This is a genomic window from Marinomonas sp. 15G6-16 (assembly GCF_055809555.1).
Genome location: NZ_CM147916.1, coordinates 37,651 through 59,246 on the forward strand (window position 1 = coordinate 37,651; position 21,596 = coordinate 59,246).

Below are 21,596 nucleotides of genomic sequence, written 5' to 3' on the forward strand. Positions count from 1 at the left end.
TTATGTCAAAAGCGATTAAAGATCCAGAGCGCCATAAAGAGCGGATGCAGAAAATAAAGTCTCACGTAGACAAGCGCATTGCAAAAGCTCAAGAAGACAAAGGCACGTTTGTCCTTTTAACCGGCAATGGCAAAGGTAAATCTAGCTCCGCGTTGGGTATGGTTGCTCGTGCTTTAGGGCATGGCATGAAAATTGGTGTTGTGCAGTTTTTGAAGGGCGAATGGAATACCGGCGAAATAGACTTCTTTAAGAAGCAAGACGGCATTCAATGGGAAATTATGCCGGCTGGTTTTACTTGGGAAACGCAGAACAGAGAGTCTGACGTGGCGTCTTCGCAACAGGCGTGGGAAAAAGCTGCTGCTATGCTCTCTGATCCTAGTATTGATTTAGTTGTGTTAGATGAGCTGACTTACTTATTGCATTATGAATATCTTGATGAAGACCCTGTTTTGCAAGCATTGATGAACCGACCTGAAAGCCAGCATTTAGTTGTAACTGGCCGTGGCGCCTCGGATGCTTTAGTCGAGCTTGCAGATACAGTGAGTGAAATCAAAGAAGTGAAACATGCCTTTAAGCGTGGAATTAAGGCTCAGAAAGGTCTGGAGTTTTAGTTTTTGCTGGTTTTATATTCTGCCTTTATTTATTTTTATAGTGGAATAGTTTTCTCTGGTGCTGATATTATTTGGCTTTGTTTTTAATCGATTTAACAGAGGTTTTTATGGCAACTATTGAGCGCATGGAAGTTGGTCAGCGAATGAGTCGTATTGTGAAGCATAACGGTACGGTGTATCTGTGTGGCCAAGTAGGTGCGGATGCTAATACTGGCATTGCTGAACAAACTCAAACTATGTTGGATAAAGTGGAAGCTTTATTGGAACAAGCGGGTTCTAGTAAAGAGCACATTTTATCTGCGACTGTTTATATTCGTGACATGAAAGACTTTGCTGCGATGAATGCCGTTTGGGATGCTTGGGTTCCTGAAGGTTTCGCACCTGCTCGCGCTTGTGTAGAAGCTCGTATGGCAAGACCAGAGTTGCTTGTTGAAGTGTCTGTTGTTGCTGCAGAAAAGTAGCTTCTATCTACGCCAGCAGCTCGAACGAGAATAATAAAATGAGTAAATGCTTTTATTGGTGCTTGCTCATTTTTTTTGCCTGAGCTCATCTCTTAATAATGACATTATTTTCTACCAGTGCATTGCTTAAGGTTCGAATGGTTCGAGCCATGTCTCTGGACAAGTTCATCAGTAAAATACCGAAATCAAATGGAAAATTATCGTGGAAGTCGCTGAATAGATTACTAGAAACCTCTAACAACAGGCTTTCTTCTTGAGCATAAAGGCTGCCAACATGATCATGTAATGCGATCATCGAAACAAAACCAATGACTTCGCCAAAATGAATGGTGCGTGTCAGGGTGCTTTTGTTGTTGTGATGTTTGTAAAACGCCAAGCTGCCATGTAGAACGATATTGAAGTTGCCGCCTTTGCTGCCGTGGCTAAAAATTTCGTCGTCTTTGTAGGCGTGTTTTAAAATGCCTTCATCAAGCAGGTATTGGATAGCGGGTTCTGATAAAGCACCAAAGATAGAGCCTTCTTTTAATCGAGAAATGGATAAATCGAACTGGGCTTCTTCTACTGAAAGAGTTTTCATTGTTTTCTTCTCCACCAAAATAGGTTTTCGGCTTAGACTGATTTCGCGCCTTCCTTAATTAAGTCATCGGCCCTTATTGGTATTTCTAAACCGCCTAAATTGCTTTCTTTTGTTATTCACGAAGGCCGTCACTCTTGTTAATCCTTCTTTCTTTGTTAGTTTTTTATGGAATAAGTTCATTGCTCCCTTAAAGAGTGAGGTCAAACTGTGCGATAATGCGCCACATAAACGCTGCTCTCATACTGGTTTGCTTAGGTTTCTAATTTAAGCCCTTGGGAGTGCAAACATTTACTTAATGATCATTGGAAGAATACTTTGTTAACGACCGCTAACATCACCATGCAATTTGGTGCAAAACCTCTTTTTGAAAATGTCTCTGTTAAATTTGGTGAAGGTAAGCGATACGGTCTTATCGGTGCCAATGGATGTGGTAAATCCACTTTCATGAAAATTCTTGGTGGCGATTTAGAGCCAAGTTCAGGGAATGTGTCAAAAGACCCAAATGAGCGCCTTGGTAAATTGAAACAGGATCAATTCGCTTACGAAGAATATTCTGTTATCGACACCGTTATCATGGGGCACACAGAACTTTGGGCAATTAAGTCAGAAAAGGACGCGATTTACGCCAACCCTGAAATGACGGAAGAAGATGGCTTGCGCGCAGGGGATTTGGAAGCGGAATTTGCTGAGATGGACGGCTATACAGCAGACTCTCGTGCAGGTGAGTTGTTGCTAGGTGTTGGGATTCCAACTGAACAGCATTACGGTCTGATGAGTGAAGTCGCTCCAGGTCTTAAATTGCGTGTCTTGTTAGCACAGGCATTGTTCTCTGATCCTGATATATTGCTTCTTGACGAGCCAACCAACAACTTGGACATCAACACAATCCGTTGGTTGGAAGGGGTTTTGGTTGAGCGTAACTGCACCATGATCATCATTTCCCACGACCGTCACTTCTTGAACTCTGTTTGTACGAACATGGCCGATTTGGACTACGGTGAGTTGCGTTTGTTCTCTGGTAACTATGATGAGTACATGACAGCGGCCACTCAGTCTCGTGAACGACTATTGGCGGATAACGCTAAGAAGAAAGCGCAAATTAACGAATTGAAAGCCTTTGTAAGTCGTTTCTCTGCTAACGCTTCAAAATCTAAACAAGCCACTTCTCGTGCGAAACAGATTGATAAAATCCAGCTTGAAGATGTGAAACCTTCTAGCCGTCAAAGTCCTTTTATTCGCTTTGAGCAAGAGAAAAAGCTTCACCGTTTGGCGGTACAAGTTGAGAATGTTGCGAAATCCTATGATGAGCAATTGTTCAGTAACTTGAACATGATGGTTGAGGTTGGCGAGCGCATTGCGGTTATCGGGCCAAATGGTATCGGTAAAACGACTTTGCTTAAATGTTTGGTTGGCGATACAGAGTTAACCAAAGGTGAAGTGAAGTGGTCTGAAAATGCCAACATCGGTTACTACGCTCAGGATCACGCCCATGAATTTGAAAAAGATGTCGATCTAATCGAATGGATGGGGCAGTGGGGCAAAGAGGAAGATGATGAGCAGGTGATTCGTGGAACGCTTGGCCGTTTGTTGTTCTCTCAAAATGACATTAAAAAGTCTGTCAAAGTTTTGTCTGGTGGTGAACAAGGCCGTATGCTGTTCGGTAAGTTGATGCTGCAAAAGCCAAACGTACTTGTAATGGATGAGCCAACAAACCACATGGATATGGAATCGATCGAAGCTTTGAACTTGGCGCTTGAGCATTACCCTGGCACTTTGGTTTTCGTCAGTCATGACCGTGAGTTTGTATCTTCTCTTGCGACACGCATTGTTGAAGTAACAAGTGAAGGCATTGTGGATTTCCATGGTACTTATGATGAGTACCTTGCAAAGTTAGATGCACAGTAAATAACTGATTTCTTTCATGTGTCGTCAACGACAAAAAAAGGAAGACATAGCGTCTTCCTTTTTTATGTCTATTACTTCTGCATGAAGGTGAGAAGTTAAGAGAGATTAGCGTCTGTCTCTGTAAGGCTCGAATTCTTGGTACTCTAATATCTCAACTTTATCATTAAGGTTAATGACACCAGAGTTTAGCGCCACTAAGTTAATGCCAAAATGAATGCCTTGTCCTTTTCGTGTGCGGAACTTCCCTAAAGCTTTTAAAGGCTCGCCTTTTTTCAATCGTTCTGCTGTTTCTGGATTGAGTGTTATGAAAATGCAGCGCTCGCATGGTTTGACGTTTTCAAATTCCACTTCACCAATTTTAATTCGCTTCCAACTGTCTTCTTCAAAGGCTTTGTTTCCTTCAATCACAAGATTTGGTCGAAATTGCGCCATCTTAATGTCTTCGGGACAAGTTTCATTCAATTCATCAAGAGAGGCTTGTGTCGTTAATAGAAAAGGGTAGCCATCAGCAAAAGCAACAGGTGCGTCTGGTTTTCGACTAGTAAAGCGTTCTGACTTATCGCCAAAGAACACGAGCTCTACTGGTTTGTCTACTATTGAGCTAAACCAAGCGTTCACTTCTGACTTCGCCACTTGACCTTGTAGATGCTCCTCCCAGATTACGACACCTTTATGGTCGTCTGAGAGATTGGCTTGGTTGAGTGTTAGCTCGGTATCAGTGCTAGGGTGTGATAATACCCAGCTACTATCATCAAGTTGCTTGGCTTTAATGAGCGTGAGCGTTGGATGTTCTCGCCCTGTGATGAAATCTCCATCAGGTGTTACCAGCATATAGCGACGATCGCCTTGAAGGCCTGTTTCGTTTACTTGGCTGGTTTGCAGTGCAATCCCATGAATGGATTTGATTGGATAAATAATCAACTGGCTGAGGGAGTAGGTCATGAAAGCTCCTTTTTAGTGAGCCTATATTATTGCTTAGGCGATGCTCTTTTCCAATAAAAAAGCCCCAGAAATTCTTTCTGAGGCTGATTTTGAGAACTTTATGCCGTTTACAAGTAATAAGACGCCAAAGGAGGGAAGCCGTTAAACTCTACAGCACTGTATGTCGTAGTGTAGGCACCCGTTGATAACCAATACATGCGGTCACCAATGGCTAGATTAAGAGGCAATCCGTACTTATAGTTTTCGTACATTATGTCAGCACTATCACAAGTTGGACCGGCAATAATCACTTCTTCTAGCTCGCCACCTTTTTCTACGTGGATTGGGTATTTAATCGACTCGTCTAATGTTTCGATCAAGCCGGAGAATTTGCCCACATCTGTAAATACCCAACGGTTCAAGGCTGTATGAGACTTACGAGAAATCAATACGACTTCACTTACCAATACGCCAGCGTTAGAAATCAAAGAACGACCAGGCTCTAGAATGATGCGTGGTAGTTCTGTGCCGAAATCTTCTTCCAAGAAGCGAGTAATTTCTTCTGCGTAAGTAGAAAGCTCATTGGTACGAGCAATATAGTTAGCAGGGAAACCGCCGCCCATATTGATCATTTGAAGTTCAATGCCGTCTTCTTCTTTTAAGCGCTCGAAAATCACTTTTACGCTAGCAATAGCAGCATCCCATGCGCCGATATCGCGTTGCTGTGAACCTACATGGAATGAGATACCGTAAGGAATCAATCCCAGTTCTTTTGCCAATATCAAAAGGTCCATTGCCATGTCTGGACGGCAGCCAAATTTACGAGAAAGTGGCCAGTCAGCTGTTACCGTGCCTTCCGTTAAGATGCGTACATACACACGAGAACCTGGTGCTGCTTTTGCAATGTTACGCAAGTCAGCTTCAGAGTCTGTTGCAAACATGCGAACGCCTTTCTCATAGAAATAACGTACGTCATTTGCCTTCTTAATCGTGTTGCCATAACTAACACGATCTGGAGACACGCCGCCAATGGCGAACAATTTATCTAGTTCGTAGCGGGAAGCAACATCGAAGTTAGAACCACGGTCGCGCAGTAGCGTTAGAATTTCTGGCGCTGGATTGGCTTTGATTGCATAGAAAATATCAGCAATAGGAAAGCCTTTTGTGATCTCTGTGTAAGCTTCGTCGATGATTTCTGTATCGATAACAACAAAAGGGGTTTCTTTCGTTGAAGCAAATTCTTTGAAGCGAGCGAAGCGTTCAGGTGTGTAGAAAGCGTTGACGTCGATAGTCATAGGTAACTCCTCATTGTATAAACATAAACCGAATTTAAGTAAACGTCTTTACCTTCTCCCGTCCTACTTATGGCTGTTACTTATCCGGCTTTGTGATGGCCTTAAGCGACTAGCGCAGCAGTTGAAGCGGTGCGGATTATGTTCAGCAATGACGCGGGCGAAATTTAAGGTCAAGAGGAGTTCACGTCAAGTGAATTTTTTATTTTTTTGCAAAAAAAAGAGACTGTTTAGCGTCTCTTTTTTCGCGTGGTTTTTTAGACCTTATTTTTGAGACATTTTAGTCTGTAAAAAATGTGCGCCACTGCCAATAATCAGTGCACCGACAAAATATATGCCTTCATGGAAATTGTTTATAAGTGCCGTTAAACCAGGACCTGGGCAATAGCCACTTAATCCCCAGCCAATGCCAAAAAGAACAGAGCCAATAATTAACTTGGAATCGATTTGGCGCAAGGTTGGAACTTGCCATTTGCTGGCTATAAAAGGCCGTAGTTGTTTGCTTTTGATGAAATAACCCAACATACCAACAGCGATCGCACTGGCCATTACAATGATGAGAGAAGGGTTCCAATCGCCAAAAATATCCAAAAAGCCAATAACAACAGCAGGGTTGGTCATTTCTGAAAAGGCCAAACCTAAACCAAATATCAAACCTGCGAGGAGCGTAATGATTGCATTCATGATGTTTTCCTAGTTTTTCTTAATGCGCGATGGCGACTGTGAGAATGGCCGTCGCCATAAATATAAGAGTGGCGACAATAGAGCGAGGGGACAATCGTGATATACCGCAAACGCCATGACCGCTTGTGCAGCCTCCACCAAGTCGTGTTCCATAACCAACGAGTAATCCAGAAATGATCAGTAGGATTGGGCTTCTTGTTTCAGGAAAAGCAACCGTTTGCTCAGTTAATAAGCCGTACGCGCTGCCGCCAATGATAAGACCTGCTATAAATAAGAAGGGTAATAAACGCTCTTTGCTAAAGAGAAATTGTGACAGTATACCGCTGATGCCGATCACTTTTCCCATGGTGAGAAGATACACCGTTGCGGTTAATCCAATCAGTAATCCGCCAACTAGAGGGTTAAATATGGAGTCCATTTTGAGTTCCTGTCATTAAATATAAGTATATTCTAATATATAAATAAGAAAATGCTAATATATTTTAAAAAGAATTTCTGATTGTGCTTAGTTCCACAGTATTTGCCTATTAAATGGCTGATAATATTGGACGTACCCTGTAATCTTAAGGCATCAAGGAGATTGAATGAGTGATTTATGGTTAGGCGCTTCGAAAGAAGAAGCAGAGTATGTTTTTCTTTTACCGAATAAGCCCATTCTTTCCAACGAAAGCGATGTTGTTTTATCTCATCAGGTCGATGTGGATCGATTGATCGAGCTCAATGGTAACCATTGGCGTAAAATTCTGACCATAATGGCGAAGTTAACCTCGCCTAATTATGGCGAATGGCGTGAGTTCCGAGATAAAGATTTGCTAAAAAAAGTGGGAGTCGCTTTTTCAATAGATCAGCTAACGAACGTTAAAGGTGTACTTTTTATTGTTGGGAATACGTTTCGAGAGGCGTTGCCTATTCTTGATTCGGCGCAAGAGGTAGGAGACAAGCATGTTGCCGCTTTTACTCTTAACCGTGTTTGGTGCCCTTATTTGGATTATCGCCAATTCCCTAACATCTTAATTGAAGCAATACGTGAAACCATTTTGGAGAAGTGATGTTTAAAGCGTTAAAGAGTCTTTTTAGTATGCCTGTAGAGCAGGGCGAGCAAATAACCTATCAAAAAGCGGTTGCAGCCTTGCTGATGGAAGTTATGTTGGCGGATCATGAGGTAAACGAGCAAGAAGAAGCGCAAGTTAAGCAATTTCTTCGAGAAGTCAGTGAACTTGGTGATGACGTGGAGCTGTTATACGAAGAAGCGCGTTCTGGCGTTGAAGAAGCGAATGACTTATATCAATTCACAAAGGTCATTAATGATACGGCGACTTTAGAGCAAAAAATGTTGTTGTTGAAAGCTTTGTGGCGTGTCGCTTTAGCCGATGATGATATTGACGCTTATGAAGATCATCGAATCAGAAGAATCAGCGAGTTGCTTTTCATGCCTCATTCAGAGTTTATTCAGGCGAAGTTGTTTGTTCAGAATGAAATGAAATCAGAATAGCTCTGATATAGAAATAAAAAATGCGGCATTTTGAGCCGCATTTTTTGTTGGTGACCTGCCTAATCAAGATTGGTTTTGGTCGTCTTTTGTTCTTTTTTCCGGATGGTTATTGGCTTCTGTTAATCCAGCTTCTCTTTGAACCGCAGCTAATACACCACGTAAAATGCCTAACTCTTGTTTTTCTGGACGTGAGCGGTTGAAGAATCTGTGTAGTTTATCTAATACTTTGCCTGGGTGGTTACGCACAACAAAGTTTATTCCATAAAGCGTGTCTTCTAAGTGCTCATAAAAAAGATCCATGTCTTTCTTTCTTGGGTATTCTGGTGTTTCTGTATTTTTGAAATCTTTGTTCTGACTTGCCATCCATATCTCATAAGCGACAATTTGTACGGCTTGTGAAATATTTAGAACTGGGTATTCATCGTTCGCATCAATGTAGACTTGGCGGTGACATTGAGCGATTTCTTCATTTAGAAGTCCAGTGGTTTCTCGTCCAAAAAGAATGGCGACATTGTGCTCTGCTGCTTCAGGAATCACACTTTCAGCACATTCTCTGGCATTCATGATGGGTAGCTGAAAGGTTCTGTGACGGGCGCTTGTGCCAATGACCAAGCTACAATCTTCAATGGCTTCTTGCAGGGTTGGAACTATCGTTGCGTTTTCCAGCAGATCGACTGCACCTGCTGCACGGCTGGTGGCTTCTTCTGATGGATAGTCATTTGGATCAACAAGATACAAATTAGTTAGCCCCATGTTTTTCATGGCACGAGCTATGGCGCCGACATTTCCAGGGTGAAAAGTGTTGATTAATACGATTCGGATATTACTTAGCATGGTTTGTGAAGTACTCAAGGTTAATGGTTTCTTAAACGAATTAGGGCTTTAGCGTTAATGATTGCTCTGTGCTAGCGAAATCGACATTGTCTAAGATAACTTTGGTTGTGTCATTAAAGAGGAATTGGTTACAGGCGTGATGATACAGGGAACCTGTTTCTAACACCAATCGATAACGGCCTCTCGGAATATAATTGGCTGCATAGGATTGTTTGCCATAAAGGTAGATGGAAAATGGCTTTTGTCCATCGTGAGACTGGAAGGTAAGCATACTGTGTTGGGGGAGCTGGTTTAAAATCCGAAGTCGGCTTTTTCCTTCTGCTTGGCCAATCTTTTCACCATGAGATGGTGAAGCGCCTGGCTGTCCGATACAAGCTGTTGCTCTTGCGTTTTCTATGCTGCCATAACCTATGTTCTTTGCTTCCACCCAGCCACTCACGCCTTGAAAGCGCACTGTTAGCCAATCTCCCTGCATTTTGATGCTTTGTAAATTAGAGTCTTTCGGGATATTTAATAGGACTGAACTTGCTAAATCAGGTTCTGAATACAAATTGGTGCTGCTGAAAGTGTGGTTAATTCCTACTCTGAACTGCGGATATAAACCACTTATATAAGCGGCTTCTTGCTCTTCTACCACTTCGTTATCTTGAAAAGATTGCCAATAAATCGTGGCATAAATACCAGCCGCAAAGCAGGCTATATAGGTCGCAGCACGAAATGCTGCCTTGGCTGCATCTAAACGTATTGGCTGGCTGATGGGTTCTTTTTCTTGCTTGCTATAATTTGGTTGGAATGCGTCTTCTTCGTCATCTACAAAAGACTGATAAGGTGGAATGTCGGTTTGAGTATGTGTTTTATTCGTGAAACCGTCAGGAGAGAAGCCTTTGGATGCTTTAAACGCTTCTTCATAAAGAGCTTTAAGCCTTTTTTCATTCAGCGTGTTGCGTGCTGCCTTTATTGCCTCATCACGTACTTTGTCTTGATGTGCGTTATTACGCTTCATTTCTTCATATGCACGCTGTCGCTCTTTTATGAAGGCTTCTTGCTCTTTGTCGGTTGCAGTAGAGTGAGTGCTGTAGCGATTTCTGGTGTTTGAAGATGTGCCTTCACTAAAACTAAAAGGCTTCCAGTCATCCACTTTCGTTCCTTGACGAATGGCATTGCTGACATTCTCATAAGCCGCTTGTAGACGCTGAAACATTTCGGTTGTATCTGTGTCTGGATTCTTATCAGGATGGTAGCGGCGAGCTAAACGTCTAAAAGCCGCTTTAGCTTCTTGCTCATCAGCATTGGTTGGAATATCCAGTAATCGAAAGTCGTCAATGAGGCTCATGTGTTTTAGATACTAACCATGTTTATGAGAAGATGAGTGAGTCCACTCATTATGCATCATTTATAGGCGGCGACAAAGATGCATCTGCCTCTTTGAGAAGGTCAAGATAGTGTTCCGGTGACATAGGTCGATGGAGGAAATAGCCTTGGCCAATTTGGCAATTCCAATTTTGTAAAAGCTTCAATATGCCCTCAGTCTCAATGCCTTCCGCCACACTGGTAATCTCTAATTCTTTGCTGAGGTTAATCATGTTGTGGCAGAGGGTTTGTTTTTGTTTATCGCTCAACAGATTCATGACAAAGAATTGGTCTATTTTTAGTTCATGGGTCTGTAAAGAAACCAAGTTTTGCATTGAGCTATAACCCACGCCAAAGTCATCAATGGATAATTTAAAACCTGCTTGATGTAGCTGTGAAACATTATTCAGTACAGTATCGTTGTTTTGGAAAATACTGGTTTCTGTGACTTCTATTGTGAATTGCTGCGCGTTCAAATTGTATTTCTTTATAAGGTTGCTGGCATGAGCGGCAAAGTCTTCTTGCCAAAGGTCGAGAGCTGATACATTAATTGATAGAGTTTGACCTGTAAGTTCTATCGAATGTGTTGAGGCCCACTGAAAAACTTTTTCTATCACCATGTACGTTAATTTATAAATAAGTCCTGTTTGCTCGGCAAGAGGAATAAACTCTGCTGGAGAGACTTGTCCTAACGCCTTATTATGCCAGCGTAATAGAACCTCACCTCCAACAATGCTGTTTTTGTTTAAATCAACTTGCGGCTGAATATCAAAGTAAAGTTTCTCATTTTGTATGTCATCAGTCAGAAGAGTAATCACTTTAAGTTGATGGATGTGGTTACTTGCTAGCTTGTTTGTAAAAGGTGCCCAGGTACCAGAAGAGTAAGTCACTGAGTTGCTTGCTATGGTGGCATTTTGGTAAAGCTTGTCTAAGTCATCCCCTTGTGACGGATAAAGGGCGCTCCCAATTTTATAATGATGTCTAAAGTCTACTTTATTCACCACAATTGAGTGATCAAGTACTTGTTGTAAGCTTTCAATTTGGCTTTTTAATTTGTCAGGTGTTGTGCTGATGATCACAATGTTTTTGATGGTTGAGCGGATTAAGTATTTGGTGTTTTTGTTTGCCAGCGGCAACGGCAGTATGCCATCCATCACCATAACTTTTTTATGAATTCGATTTACCACATCGGCAAGGGCAATGTCTGCTTGCGCAGGACCAAAAGCCTGATTCAATTTCAGGTGGCTGGTTATTTCTATCATGATGAGTGCTAAGTTTGGTGAGTGAGGAAATGCTTTTTCAATGATGTTCGGAAGATGTTCGAAGTAATAGGTACGATTCGGCTGGCCTGTAGACGAGTCTGTGATCGCTTGAAGTTGGCGCTTATGTTCTAAATAGTTACTTTTATCTGCGAAAGCGAAAGCAAATCCTAATAATTGTAATAGGTTGCAAATTGGCAATATCGATTCAGTCATGATGTTAATTGGTAGCACTTTCCAGAAGATTAAGGTGTTTAGCAAGCTGCCAATCATTAAAACAAGCCACGAGAATAAGTAAAATCGTGCCGCAAGAAACCCTTTAGAATAAGCCTTAATTCCCCAGTAGCTACAACTACAGAACATAAAAACTTCAATAACAGCGAAGAGGGAAGCGGAGGCCTTTTCTGGCAGCAGTAGGGTTAATACTAAAAAGAAGAGAAAGCCAACGTCGCCGTACTTATAAATAAAAGACTGTTTGCTTGGAACATTCACTTCACTCAAGAAAGTTAAGCTGAATTTGTAAAGCACCCATGCACCGATGCCAAACACAAAAAAAGGATTTCTCGTTAACCACTGGCTTACTTCTTCAGGGAAAATCCAACGGTCGAAGCCTGAAATGATGGATAAAGCGACAAAAATAGAGAGATTAATACAGAGGTAATAAATATAGCCAGATTGTCTAAATAAGATAAAAACAAATATATTGTGGGCAAGTAGCACAGATAAACTGCAAATGATGATGGTCCAAAAAAGCATCTTTTGCTCTTTTTGTGAAGTAACCTCTTCATCGGTGAAAATCTCTATAGGCGTTAAAAGAGGAGAGTGCCCTTGTTTGCGTATTAGTACAGTGGTTTCTTCTTGCTGTGATAGCTCGATTGGAATCCAAATACCTTTGTAGCCTTCAGTATTATGGTTCCATGTTTGTTGAGAACCTCTTATCCAATGGTCTTGTAGCTCATCGCCATGGAAAAGGTAAAAGTCTAGTTTGCTAATAATGTAATAACTTAGCCCCAAATGGATTTGTTGTTCTGGTGATTCTTTTGAAATTTTAGGAAAGATTAGTTTGTGCCAATAAGCGGTGTCTGAAAAGCTTTGAGATTCAGTGTAAAGCTCTTCATCAAATTGGATTGATAGTAAGTCTTTGACGGATACAGGTTGAGTTTCTTTGAAGGTAGGGAATGTGTTGTTGCTTTGCTGAACATAATCGCTTGCGAGCACAGTTAGACTCCACAATTGCGACATGAGCAAAATTAAATACATCACATTTTTAATCATCATCCCTGTCTACCTTTGTGAAATTTAGCCTAAAAATGGCTCGTGAAAACTGAAATATCAAATGCTCGTAGCAGTCTTTGCTTGCAATCATCTATGCTTTCTTAAAATATAGGCGATATTTTGAATTAATGTACTTTGTTTAGGAATTTTATGAGCGATAAATTGACCCACCTAGATCATCAAGGCCATGCGCATATGGTGGATGTTTCAGATAAGAGCGTCACTAAACGTACTGCCACTGCGCAAGCTATTTTGACCATGCAGCCTTCTACATTAACAAAGGTAATTGAAGGTGGTTTGCCAAAAGGTGATGTTTTGGCGACAGCGCGCATTGCTGGAATACAGGCTGCCAAAAAAACGTCGGATCTTATTCCTTTGTGTCATCCATTAATGCTGACTAAAGTGAGTGTGGAGATAAACACAATTAGCGATTGTGAGTTGGAAGTTTTATGTACCTGTGCTTTATCTGGAAAAACCGGTGTTGAGATGGAAGCGTTAACAGGGGCGAGTGTCGCCGCGTTAACACTTTACGATATGTGTAAAGCCGTTGATAAAGGTATCGTAATCAAGAATGTTTCTCTGCTTGAGAAAAAAGGCGGAAAGAGTGGTGACTGGAGTAAAGACATTGGCGAAAGTTAACATTGTATTTTTTGCTTCTTTAAAAGAAAAAATAGGTCAAAGTTCACACCTTGCAGAGCTGGATTTACCGATAACTATTGGACAACTGAAACAGCAGTTATCAAATGAATTAGACCAAGGCGATGCAATATTGGAAATGGGAATCCAGTCTTCTGTGGATTTCGAATTTGCGCGCGATGAGGACCTGATCCCAGTAGATGTGAAGGAAGTTGCATTCTTTCCACCTGTGACGGGAGGCTAGATGATTAAAGTCCAAGAAGAAGATTTTCAGGTTGATCTTTTATACAAGAGCTTGTTGCAAGCCAATAAAACAGGCGCAGTAGCTATGTTTGTCGGTTTGGTTAGACAGTTTTCAGATTTGCCGAAAGAAGCGTGTTCGTTCGAGTTAGAGCATTATCCGGGAATGACTGAAAATAACCTACAAGCCATTGTCGATGAAGCTAATGCTCGTTGGTCTTTATTAGATGTTGCTGTGGTTCATCGAGTCGGAAAGTTATCGGTTGATGATCAGATCGTGTTTGTGGGTGTTAGTGCTGCGCATCGTGCGGAAGCGTTTCAGGCTTGTGACTTCATTATGGACTATTTGAAAAGCCGAGCGGCTTTTTGGAAGAAAGAAACCCAAGGAGACAAGGCGCAATGGGTTTCGGCTAATGTAAAAGATGAGCAAAGTTTAGATCGTTGGGCAAAATAACCTAAAACTTTGATGGCTCTTCGTTAATTAGGCCGGAGTGTTTTCTTTCGTCCACTCGCATGCCGCTCTCTGTATTCTGTGTCTATGTATTTATCTGTGGTCGCCATGCTGGCGTGCCCTGCATCTTCTCTAACGTGCTCTTTTGGGCGAGTTTTCACGTCTTCGGAAATGCCTGTATGTCGTAACCAGTGAACGGTTGCGACTCGTAGGTCATCGGCATCCGCTCTCATACCGTCTTCACACATGCGCTCATAAGCTCTATCAAAGCAGAACTGTACTATGTTCCGAACTTGTCGAGAGCTTGTCATGGCGCCTTGACCTCTGTTTTTAGGAACCAGTGGTGTGTTTTCCGCAATGGTTGGAAGCGTTGGCAAATCTCGAAATTTTCGGTAACGGATTAAAGCATTGAGCATGTCATCGGAGACGGCAACGAGTCGCTCTTTGTTGCCTTTTGAAAGCACTTTGAACCACCAGTGGCCATCAGCGTCTTTAATAAAGTCTCCCATGACAGGAGCGGATCGTTCATCTGCAACAAGTTCCGAAATTCGTAAATACATGCCAAGTAAGGCATTCATGATAAACAGCGTACGTTCGTGTGTGTTAGGGTCTTCCTCTGCCAATAGCTCTGCGGTTTCAATCACATAATCCCATTGCAAATTGGAAATGCGCCTAACTTGCTTTCTGGTGACTTCTTTTTTTACAAATTTACTTTTTTGACGAATGAGGGCAACAGGGTTTTGCTGGGCTGCTTCCTCTTGCATTAGAAAGCCATAATAAGATGACAAAATGGAAAAGGTTGCTCGAATCGCAGCTTGTGATAATGAATGTTGCTTTGTTTGTGCCACATCACCATTTTTAAATTCTAATTTACTTACGTGAGCAACAAAGGGGCGCCACGACTCATTAGGCACTCTTTCGCCCATGTGTAATTTAAAACGAGCTACATTTTTTGTGCCAATCCAGTTTTCAGGAGGCGCCATGCAAAAGTGGATGAACTCTTCGATTTGATCTCGTCGTAGGTGTGTAGAAGGTGATGATGCGATATTCCAGGACCAAAGCAATAAACGCTCAACTTCTCGTCGATAAGAATTGAACGTTGCTTGTGAGCCGTTGTAACTATAAATGAAACATAAAGCCAGTTGTAAATCGCGTCGGTACTCTGGATCTTTCAGTTGAGGTGCATGGCTTTTTAACTGTGATGCAATAGTCTCGAATTGAGTGAAAGGGTTTGGTAGGTGTTCTAAATTGTCTATTAAAGCAACAGGTGTCATGATTTTTTAATGCCTACGGAGCAATTAGGTTAACCTGTATAGGCTATTCCTTAAAACTTTTATCCCACAGTGTAACTTGATTGCGTCCACGTGATTTGGATTTGAAAAGCGCTAAATCCGCTTGATCGATGAGTTCGGTCGCGGTTTGCGCTTGAAACTCAATAGATGTTACACCTAAGCTGCATGTAATAGAAATATCTCCGAAATCTTCGTCTTCTATTTTCTGACGAATCTTCTCAGCTTTGCTCATGGCTTCTTCTTGAGAAGAAGAGGGCAGTATGATGCAAAACTCTTCACCACCAAAGCGCGATACAAGACCATCATCCCCCATGCTATCTTGAAGTACTTTGGCTACGTTTTTAAGCACTTTATCGCCTGTACTGTGGCCATATGTATCGTTAACCATTTTGAAATGGTCAACGTCGATTAGGATGATGCAGTATTCACTGACGGGTGCTGTGCTATCAAAGTATTTGTTTATGAAATCAAATAAAATGCGGCGATTATAGCAATTTGTTAATGGGTCCCGTGTCGCTAAATAATTAAGCTCTTTATTATGTTTTTTAGAGGCTGTGAATCTACGGTATATATAAACAGAAACACCTAAGCAAAGTATAAGAAGTGACGCTAGAATCAAATTGGCATATCTGTTCTTCTCTAGTTTAAGATTAGATATTTCCCTTTCTTTTTCTATGATTTCTAGCTCTTTTTTGCCTTTTTCTATCAGTAATTGATCTATTTTTTTCGACTCTTTTAAGGACTCTAGCTCCACTTCAATTTTCTTCGAGTGGAGCTTTGCTCGCATAAGAATAACTTCGTTGTCGTCTTTTTCTTTTTGTAAAAGTTCAGCAGTAAGGATTTCTTGCTCGGCATACTTTAATGCGCTGAAATAGTTTCCTAGCGACTTCTCAGCTTTTCTTAAAGAGTTGTAGCTATACAGTTGATGAAACCTCATATCTTCTTCAATCGAAAGAGCCAATGCTTCTTTTAATAATTGAATGGATCTATTGGTATCTATTTCAATGAGTTCTTTGGCCAGAGGAATTAAGGTTTTTACTTGATATGACTTATCTCCAACATCATAAGCAAGAGATAGAGATCTTTCATAGTAAGCGATAGCATTGGTTTTTTGTCCCTGCTCACGATATGCACTAGCGAGTATTCTAGCGACAATGGAGGCTTTCGTTTTATCGTTTTCAGCTATGTAGATGTTATAGGCCTTTTCTGCATTTTCTTCGGCTGTTTTATAATCCTTTTCATCTAAGGCTATGACAGCGATTTCCCTTGCGGCCGTCGCTAATGTACTACTGTCTATTTTGTCTTCGGGAATATTAATAGTTTGTTGGTAGAAATACCGAGCTTGTTCGAATGACTTTAAGCGAGTGTAAATAAGCCCCATTTCATTAGATGTTTTTGCAATGCCAGATAAGTTATTGACACTCTTATAGTATTGGTAGGCTTGGTGCACATAATCAAAGGACTTTTCATAGAGGCCAATATGTCGGTTAATGATACCGGCCCCCATAAGAGCTTTTGCTTCACCTTCGGGATCGTCTATCTCTTCGTGTAACGCTAAACTTCTCTTCAATGCATCAAGTGCAACAATATGGTTTCCTAAATAGCGTTCAGCTTCTGCAAGCGTATTCAGAGTGCGGGCCATATTTTTTTTGTCATCTAGAGCAGTAAATGTTTCTAAGGATTTTTTATAATAAAGAGCAGTGTTTTCTCTATCTTTAAGACGTTTATATGATTGTGCAATTTGCTTATATCCTCTTGCCAACTCTCTTTCATCGGAAAGATATTGTATTGCCTTCTTATACTCTTCTATTGCTTTAAGGTAATTTTTTTGCCTGTATTCAGAGTCTGCTTGAGCAATGATAGTGGAAGCTGTTGAGTGGTTATCTTCAATTGATGAGCTGCCACTCTCTAAACCTATAGCTTCTGTTTCTTGCGCATTAGCAAGATTCACACAGAAAAGGAAAAGTGCCAAAAGAAGTGGTTGAGTGTAAGGTTTTATGGCTTGTAATGGAGCAAGTTCTAAAAGGAATGCTTTCAAATATTGTCGATATAAAGCAGGGGGTGTCATTATGGCGTGCCTATACCTTATTGTTAGTTGAAAGCTAAATGTATTATTTAAGTATACATAAATATTTAAGTTTACTTAATTAGTTTTGATCAAAAATTCATCTTTATCGCTAGCTATAAGCTGACCTTATTGAAACCTGTTAGAATGTTAATTGATTAAACCAAATGGTCAGTTTTTTCTAGTTATTTTATGTCTTCTTTTTCTTCGGCTTCTTTTATTCGATCAAAGAACAACTCTGTTCTTTTTATCTTATCTTTATCCTTTTCTTTGGCGTCAACTTGAGCTCTTTTGATGAGCAGTTGTGCGGTTTTGTCTTTGCCTTGGCTGAAATCAAGCATGGCTCGATAATTTAAGGCCATTGGAATGTTTCCTATAGCTTGAAAGTGCTGAATGTTCGCTCTCCAGAAGAGGCGCTTTTCATACAAATAGTCAGTTTTTACTTCTTGTGGTTGCAAGTTGTCTAATTGAGCTAGAAGCATGGAGAAAATGACATCGTTAGGTGCAATATCAAGCTGCTGCTCAATGACTTCAATGCTTTTGTTTTTTTGACCGTTTGCAGTAAAACTTAAGGCTTTTAAATAATCTGTGAAGCGGTTGTGTTTTTTGAGTCTTTCTAAAAACATGATTGAACGGTCAGGAGATTGTATTAGGTAAGAAAATAACCCTTTGGCAAAGTTTTTGGCATTTATGTCTTGGATTTGCTGGTCAAGATAAGCATAAGGTCGCTCTTCCAAACCGGCTCTATAAGCAAGAAGGGTTGCTCGAAAGTACTCGAAGTCACTTGGTTCTTTGTAGCTAATAATAGTTTCTTTCGTGTCAGCACTAAAAGAGTCGGATAACCTTGTATCAGGCGATGGGTGAGTAGATAAGAATTCTAGCTTTGGACGTCCAAGTGCACGCTTAAAAAAAGCTCGGAATAAATCATTCATTCCCTCAGGTGAAAGCCCCGCAGAAATCAAATACTGTCTTCCTCTTCTATCGGCTTCCTGTTCTTGGTTGCGACTGTACGTCAGGGTGTTTTCAGCTTGGTTCGCAAGACCACCTAGCCAAAGAGCTGTGGTTGCGTCTGCATCGGCACCTGCTAAAGCGGCTGCGATACCGGCTCCGATTAAGGTCAGTGTTTTTTGTAACTCTTCGCTGGAATGCTGACTTTGACGCTCATAGTGTCTAAGTTCCAAATGGGCAACTTCGTGGGCAAGTAAGCCCAGAAGCATATCTTCACTTGTGATGGTTTCTAATATGTCAGAATAAATAAACATATGACTGCCAGGAATCACAAATGCATTGCTTTTAGAACTGTTGAGCAAGGTCATCTCAACCGTTTTGTTATAAAGGCTTGTCTGCGGAAGGACCTTTGAAAGAGTATCCTTAAGGTAGTCGTATGCTGGTGGGAAATCGATCAATGCGCGGCTACCATTGAGCTTTCTAAACCAATGTTGACCCAATATATAGGATGGGTTTGATAAAGATCGCTCGTCTTTATTTGCTTCTAAATCTGGGATGGCAGCCACACCAGTGTTTGCAAAGAAAAATATCGTAAAAACAAAAAGTAAGATGCTTAAGCCTGTTGTAACGTTAGAAAATAGTCTCATAATATGGGAGTTATATTTATTGGGTAAAATCAAAAATGGCGAACCATCAAAGTATTCAGTATGACGTAATCTTGGATGCAAGAGAAGATCGTTGCCCAATGCCTTTGCTTAAAACCAAATTGTCTTTGAGTAAAATGGAAAAAGGAGGGCACTTACTTGTTCAAGCGAGTGATCCAGGTTCTATGAAAGATATTCCCCATTACGTAGAGTTAGTTGGTTTTTCTTTGTTGTCTGTAAGCGAAGAAGACGATGTATATACCTTTTTGATTCAGAAAAACTGAGATGGATTTATATGTTTAGAATTGTTGATACCCTGCTAAAGCGATATTTTTCGAATGAAGAAGTAGTTGTTTTTCTCTTATTGTTAATTGCAGCATTAGTCGCTTTGGCGTTTTGGGGTGGGATTTTAGCACCAGTATTGGTTGCCATTGTTTTGGCGTTCTTGCTCCAAGGTGTGGTGGATAGATTAAAACGATTGGGTGTTGGGCATAAAACCTCAGTATTTTTAGTGTTCTTTTCATTTTTGAGTGCTTGTGGTGTTTTTATCGGATTAATGGCGCCTATTATTTGGCGTCAAGCTGTGCGCTTTGTTCAAGATGCACCACGTATGTTTACTGGTATTCGTGATGAAATTCTGCAGTTCGCCGAAGGACACAGTGAGTATGTTAGCCAAGCTTCTATTAATGAAATTGTAAATTCTTTAGCAAATGAATCGGCAAATCTAGGACAATGGTTAGTGTCGTTCTCCTTGTCGAGCATACCGTCTTTATTTTCCTTGATGATTTATTTGGTCTTGGTGCCTTTGGTGATGTTTTTTCTATTAAAAGATCAGGAAAAAATATTGAGTTATTTGACCTCATGGCTGCCTAAAGAAAGAAGGATGATGCGCAATATCGCCCACGAAATGAATGAGCAAATTGCTAATTACATCCGTGGTAAGTTCATCGAAATGCTAGTAGTCGGGGTTGTAACCTACATTGTCTTTTTGGTGTTCGGGCTTAGATATGCTGAGTTATTGGCATTATTGGTCGGCCTTTCAGTATTAATCCCTTATATTGGTGCTGCTGCTGTGACGGTTCCTGTGGTGTTAGTAGCATTTTATCAATATGGAACAGGCAATGAATTTCTCTATGTTGTTGCTGCATATCTAGTTGTTCAGGCATTAGATGGTAACGTATTGGTGCCTTTGCTATTTTCTGAAGCGGTGAATCTTCACCCACTGGCGATTATTGTGGCGGTTTTGTTTTTCGGTGGTGTATGGGGGTTCTGGGGGATTTTCTTCGCAATTCCTTTAGCAACCTTGGTGAAAGCCATTATTAATGCTTGGCCAGATCAAGAAGCACTCAACTAGATCAAAATGTTCGCTCAATATGCCTGCTTGAAATAAAGAATGAAATAGCAGGCATTTAGTTTTGGTATCTAGCATACTGAAATTTTCTTGTTTTCCTGTAATCTGTATTATCAGCTTTTGCACCTATCGTATGTACTTTCTCGGAGCCACTCATGTTTGCTAAGAATGCACGCCCAATCGCTTGGCCATTGTTTTTCTTTTATTTTTTCTTTTGTGCTCTGATTGGGGTAATGATGCCTTATATTTCGGTTTACTATAAATCGATAGGGCTAACGGCATCGGAAATCGGTCGTTTAATGTCTACTTTTACCTTGTCTGGTATTCTCATTCCTCACTTTTGGGGCTGGTTGACCACTAAAGTCGGTTTGCCGAAACGTGTGCTTCAAATTGCAGTGTTAGGGTGCTTTTTTGCTGTTATTCCCTTTAATTGGAGTGATCAATTTACTACTCTATGGTTGCTAACATGTTTGATGGCCCTGTTCTATTCTGCTTTGTTACCGATGACAGACTCTCTTGCTGTAAGAAGTATTCGACATCTGGATGTTCCATATACTCGACTGCGCGTGGGTGGTTCTATTGGGTATCTGCTTGCCGTCGCAGGTGCGGGCTTTTTAATCGGGCATTTTGGTGTTTTGGTTGTTATTCCTTTGATGTGTACTTTTATTGGTTTGGCCGCAGCAACCACCTTTTTTGTTAAAGAGCAGGCTTATGAAGTCAATACTCAAAAAGAGACAACTTCTTTTCTAACTCTGCTTAAAGGGCGTGAGTCAATTCTGTTTTTTGTGTTGGCTTTTTTAGCTTTTATGTCACACGCGCCATTTAATGTTTTCTTTGCTGTGCATTTATCGGATGTTGGTTATAGCGGTGAACATATTGGTTTGTTGATTGCATTAGGTGTGATTATTGAAATCATCCTATTTCTATTCTTCGGAAATGCCATCAAGCGATTAGATGTGGTTCATCTGGTGATTATATGCTTCGTTTTCGGCATTATTCGTTGGTTTTTGGTCGGTTGGTTTGCTTCTGTTTTATGGATTCTGATTTTTACTCAACTTCTCCATTGTATTACGTTCGCTTTATTTCACATGGTGTCGATTGAGCAAATTCGTCGTCTTTTCCCAGAACGCTATTCAGGGCAAGGCCAAGCCATGTACAGTGCTTTCGCCATCGGTTTAGGTGGTGGATTGGGTATGGTAATAGCAGGGTACTTATGGGAATGGGCTGGCGGCGCATGGGTATTTACTGCAGCGTCTGGCATCAGTGCATTAGCTCTAGTTATCTTGTTGCTTCATCAGCGTCGTTAAC

22 protein-coding genes are annotated in these 21,596 nt (G+C 41.0%); 11 read left to right on the plus strand and 11 right to left on the minus strand.

Features of this window, described 5'->3' with window-relative positions; translation table 11 throughout:
• Positions 1 to 2: 2 nt before the first annotated feature.
• Both cobO and AC0L46_RS00180 read left to right on the plus strand, forming a co-directional pair.
• A complete protein-coding gene (cobO, locus tag AC0L46_RS00175) occupies positions 3 to 611 on the plus strand; it encodes a cob(I)yrinic acid a,c-diamide adenosyltransferase (protein ID WP_473504875.1) in 609 nt (202 codons plus the stop codon).
• A gap of 107 nt (positions 612 to 718) precedes the next feature.
• A complete protein-coding gene (locus tag AC0L46_RS00180) occupies positions 719 to 1,072 on the plus strand; it encodes a RidA family protein (RefSeq protein WP_473498900.1) in 354 nt (117 codons plus the stop codon).
• A gap of 85 nt (positions 1,073 to 1,157) precedes the next feature.
• On the opposite strand, the gene AC0L46_RS00185 is transcribed toward AC0L46_RS00180, so the two are convergent.
• On the minus strand, positions 1,158 to 1,649 hold the full coding sequence (locus tag AC0L46_RS00185) for a cyclic nucleotide-binding domain-containing protein (protein ID WP_473504877.1): 492 nt from the start codon (positions 1,647 to 1,649) through the stop codon (positions 1,158 to 1,160).
• A 315-nt stretch (positions 1,650 to 1,964) separates the two neighbouring features.
• Here AC0L46_RS00185 and AC0L46_RS00190 point away from each other — a divergent pair, with 315 nt between their 5' ends.
• Positions 1,965 to 3,554, plus strand: coding sequence for an ABC-F family ATPase (locus AC0L46_RS00190; RefSeq protein WP_473504879.1), 1,590 nt, complete (start codon positions 1,965 to 1,967; stop codon positions 3,552 to 3,554).
• A 105-nt stretch (positions 3,555 to 3,659) separates the two neighbouring features.
• Here AC0L46_RS00190 and AC0L46_RS00195 read toward each other — a convergent pair whose 3' ends face one another.
• The 4 genes from AC0L46_RS00195 to AC0L46_RS00210 form a co-directional block, all read right to left on the minus strand.
• Positions 3,660 to 4,496, minus strand: coding sequence for an MOSC domain-containing protein (locus AC0L46_RS00195; protein WP_473504881.1), 837 nt, complete (start codon positions 4,494 to 4,496; stop codon positions 3,660 to 3,662).
• A 107-nt stretch (positions 4,497 to 4,603) separates the two neighbouring features.
• Positions 4,604 to 5,770 (minus strand): type III PLP-dependent enzyme, encoded by a 1,167-nt coding sequence (locus AC0L46_RS00200; protein ID WP_414681818.1) that lies wholly within the window; start codon positions 5,768 to 5,770, stop codon positions 4,604 to 4,606.
• A gap of 261 nt (positions 5,771 to 6,031) precedes the next feature.
• Entirely contained in the window at positions 6,032 to 6,451 is a 420-nt protein-coding gene (locus AC0L46_RS00205) for a DUF6691 family protein (RefSeq protein WP_473504882.1), read from the minus strand.
• Positions 6,452 to 6,470: 19 nt separating this feature from the next.
• A complete protein-coding gene (locus AC0L46_RS00210) occupies positions 6,471 to 6,869 on the minus strand; it encodes a YeeE/YedE family protein (RefSeq protein WP_473504884.1) in 399 nt (132 codons plus the stop codon).
• Between the two features lie 166 nt (positions 6,870 to 7,035).
• Between AC0L46_RS00210 and AC0L46_RS00215 the strand changes: the two genes are divergently transcribed.
• Both AC0L46_RS00215 and AC0L46_RS00220 read left to right on the plus strand, forming a co-directional pair.
• Positions 7,036 to 7,500 carry a DUF6942 family protein gene (locus AC0L46_RS00215; protein WP_414681815.1) on the plus strand — a complete coding sequence of 155 codons (465 nt, stop codon included), beginning with the start codon at positions 7,036 to 7,038 and terminating at the stop codon, positions 7,498 to 7,500.
• Positions 7,500 to 7,943 carry a tellurite resistance TerB family protein gene (locus AC0L46_RS00220; RefSeq protein ID WP_317004092.1) on the plus strand — a complete coding sequence of 148 codons (444 nt, stop codon included), beginning with the start codon at positions 7,500 to 7,502 and terminating at the stop codon, positions 7,941 to 7,943. The genes AC0L46_RS00215 and AC0L46_RS00220 overlap by 1 nt, the downstream gene beginning before the upstream one ends.
• 63 nt (positions 7,944 to 8,006) lie before the next feature.
• On the opposite strand, the gene trmJ is transcribed toward AC0L46_RS00220, so the two are convergent.
• The 3 genes from trmJ to AC0L46_RS00235 are packed head-to-tail and all read right to left on the minus strand — an operon-like array spanning position 8,007 to position 12,664.
• Positions 8,007 to 8,777: a tRNA (cytosine(32)/uridine(32)-2'-O)-methyltransferase TrmJ gene (trmJ, locus tag AC0L46_RS00225; RefSeq protein ID WP_473507160.1), complete on the minus strand. Its 771-nt coding sequence runs from the start codon at positions 8,775 to 8,777 to the stop codon at positions 8,007 to 8,009.
• Positions 8,778 to 8,817: 40 nt separating this feature from the next.
• On the minus strand, positions 8,818 to 10,110 hold the full coding sequence (locus AC0L46_RS00230; protein ID WP_473504886.1) for a J domain-containing protein: 1,293 nt from the start codon (positions 10,108 to 10,110) through the stop codon (positions 8,818 to 8,820).
• A 49-nt stretch (positions 10,111 to 10,159) separates the two neighbouring features.
• Positions 10,160 to 12,664: an EAL domain-containing protein gene (locus AC0L46_RS00235; protein ID WP_473504888.1), complete on the minus strand. Its 2,505-nt coding sequence runs from the start codon at positions 12,662 to 12,664 to the stop codon at positions 10,160 to 10,162.
• A 147-nt stretch (positions 12,665 to 12,811) separates the two neighbouring features.
• Between AC0L46_RS00235 and moaC the strand changes: the two genes are divergently transcribed.
• Genes moaC through AC0L46_RS00250 form a run of 3 tightly spaced genes read left to right on the plus strand, consistent with a single transcriptional unit; the run spans position 12,812 to position 13,991 of the window.
• Positions 12,812 to 13,300, plus strand: coding sequence for a cyclic pyranopterin monophosphate synthase MoaC (moaC, locus tag AC0L46_RS00240; protein ID WP_473504890.1), 489 nt, complete (start codon positions 12,812 to 12,814; stop codon positions 13,298 to 13,300).
• A complete protein-coding gene (locus tag AC0L46_RS00245; protein WP_473504892.1) occupies positions 13,287 to 13,541 on the plus strand; it encodes a MoaD/ThiS family protein in 255 nt (84 codons plus the stop codon). The genes moaC and AC0L46_RS00245 overlap by 14 nt, the downstream gene beginning before the upstream one ends.
• Positions 13,542 to 13,991 carry a molybdenum cofactor biosynthesis protein MoaE gene (locus AC0L46_RS00250; protein ID WP_473504894.1) on the plus strand — a complete coding sequence of 150 codons (450 nt, stop codon included), beginning with the start codon at positions 13,542 to 13,544 and terminating at the stop codon, positions 13,989 to 13,991.
• Positions 13,992 to 14,014: 23 nt separating this feature from the next.
• Here the strand turns inward: AC0L46_RS00250 and AC0L46_RS00255 are convergent, their stop codons facing one another.
• The 3 genes from AC0L46_RS00255 to AC0L46_RS00265 form a co-directional block, all read right to left on the minus strand.
• Positions 14,015 to 15,262 carry a tyrosine-type recombinase/integrase gene (locus AC0L46_RS00255; protein WP_473504896.1) on the minus strand — a complete coding sequence of 416 codons (1,248 nt, stop codon included), beginning with the start codon at positions 15,260 to 15,262 and terminating at the stop codon, positions 14,015 to 14,017.
• A 43-nt stretch (positions 15,263 to 15,305) separates the two neighbouring features.
• Positions 15,306 to 17,348 carry a tetratricopeptide repeat-containing diguanylate cyclase gene (locus tag AC0L46_RS00260; protein ID WP_473504898.1) on the minus strand — a complete coding sequence of 681 codons (2,043 nt, stop codon included), beginning with the start codon at positions 17,346 to 17,348 and terminating at the stop codon, positions 15,306 to 15,308.
• Positions 17,349 to 17,530: 182 nt separating this feature from the next.
• Positions 17,531 to 18,859: a M48 family metallopeptidase gene (locus AC0L46_RS00265; protein WP_473504901.1), complete on the minus strand. Its 1,329-nt coding sequence runs from the start codon at positions 18,857 to 18,859 to the stop codon at positions 17,531 to 17,533.
• Between the two features lie 116 nt (positions 18,860 to 18,975).
• Between AC0L46_RS00265 and AC0L46_RS00270 the strand changes: the two genes are divergently transcribed.
• The 3 genes from AC0L46_RS00270 (at position 18,976) to AC0L46_RS00280 (ending at position 21,595) form a co-directional block, all read left to right on the plus strand.
• The gene (locus AC0L46_RS00270; RefSeq protein WP_473504903.1) at positions 18,976 to 19,221 is read left to right on the plus strand and encodes a sulfurtransferase TusA family protein; all 246 of its coding nucleotides are present in this window, start codon (positions 18,976 to 18,978) and stop codon (positions 19,219 to 19,221) included.
• A gap of 11 nt (positions 19,222 to 19,232) precedes the next feature.
• On the plus strand, positions 19,233 to 20,291 hold the full coding sequence (locus tag AC0L46_RS00275) for an AI-2E family transporter (protein ID WP_473504905.1): 1,059 nt from the start codon (positions 19,233 to 19,235) through the stop codon (positions 20,289 to 20,291).
• A gap of 152 nt (positions 20,292 to 20,443) precedes the next feature.
• On the plus strand, positions 20,444 to 21,595 hold the full coding sequence (locus AC0L46_RS00280; protein ID WP_473504907.1) for an MFS transporter: 1,152 nt from the start codon (positions 20,444 to 20,446) through the stop codon (positions 21,593 to 21,595).
• The last annotated feature ends 1 nt before the right edge of the window (position 21,596 follow it).

Coding starts and splice junctions, on each gene's coding strand:
- AC0L46_RS00230 (WP_473504886.1), bottom strand. CDS start 10,110: ATGAGCCTCATTGACGACTTTCGATTACTGGATATTCCAACCAATGCT.
- AC0L46_RS00200 (WP_414681818.1), bottom strand. CDS start 5,770: ATGACTATCGACGTCAACGCTTTCTACACACCTGAACGCTTCGCTCGC.
- AC0L46_RS00195 (WP_473504881.1), bottom strand. CDS start 4,496: ATGACCTACTCCCTCAGCCAGTTGATTATTTATCCAATCAAATCCATT.
- trmJ (WP_473507160.1), bottom strand. CDS start 8,777: ATGCTAAGTAATATCCGAATCGTATTAATCAACACTTTTCACCCTGGA.
- AC0L46_RS00180 (WP_473498900.1), top strand. CDS start 719: ATGGCAACTATTGAGCGCATGGAAGTTGGTCAGCGAATGAGTCGTATT.
- AC0L46_RS00250 (WP_473504894.1), top strand. CDS start 13,542: ATGATTAAAGTCCAAGAAGAAGATTTTCAGGTTGATCTTTTATACAAG.
- AC0L46_RS00185 (WP_473504877.1), bottom strand. CDS start 1,649: ATGAAAACTCTTTCAGTAGAAGAAGCCCAGTTCGATTTATCCATTTCT.
- AC0L46_RS00215 (WP_414681815.1), top strand. CDS start 7,036: ATGAGTGATTTATGGTTAGGCGCTTCGAAAGAAGAAGCAGAGTATGTT.
- AC0L46_RS00235 (WP_473504888.1), bottom strand. CDS start 12,664: ATGATGATTAAAAATGTGATGTATTTAATTTTGCTCATGTCGCAATTG.
- AC0L46_RS00275 (WP_473504905.1), top strand. CDS start 19,233: ATGTTTAGAATTGTTGATACCCTGCTAAAGCGATATTTTTCGAATGAA.
- moaC (WP_473504890.1), top strand. CDS start 12,812: ATGAGCGATAAATTGACCCACCTAGATCATCAAGGCCATGCGCATATG.
- AC0L46_RS00220 (WP_317004092.1), top strand. CDS start 7,500: ATGTTTAAAGCGTTAAAGAGTCTTTTTAGTATGCCTGTAGAGCAGGGC.
- AC0L46_RS00255 (WP_473504896.1), bottom strand. CDS start 15,262: ATGACACCTGTTGCTTTAATAGACAATTTAGAACACCTACCAAACCCT.
- AC0L46_RS00260 (WP_473504898.1), bottom strand. CDS start 17,348: ATGACACCCCCTGCTTTATATCGACAATATTTGAAAGCATTCCTTTTA.
- cobO (WP_473504875.1), top strand. CDS start 3: ATGTCAAAAGCGATTAAAGATCCAGAGCGCCATAAAGAGCGGATGCAG.
- AC0L46_RS00270 (WP_473504903.1), top strand. CDS start 18,976: ATGGCGAACCATCAAAGTATTCAGTATGACGTAATCTTGGATGCAAGA.
- AC0L46_RS00280 (WP_473504907.1), top strand. CDS start 20,444: ATGTTTGCTAAGAATGCACGCCCAATCGCTTGGCCATTGTTTTTCTTT.
- AC0L46_RS00205 (WP_473504882.1), bottom strand. CDS start 6,451: ATGAATGCAATCATTACGCTCCTCGCAGGTTTGATATTTGGTTTAGGT.
- AC0L46_RS00210 (WP_473504884.1), bottom strand. CDS start 6,869: ATGGACTCCATATTTAACCCTCTAGTTGGCGGATTACTGATTGGATTA.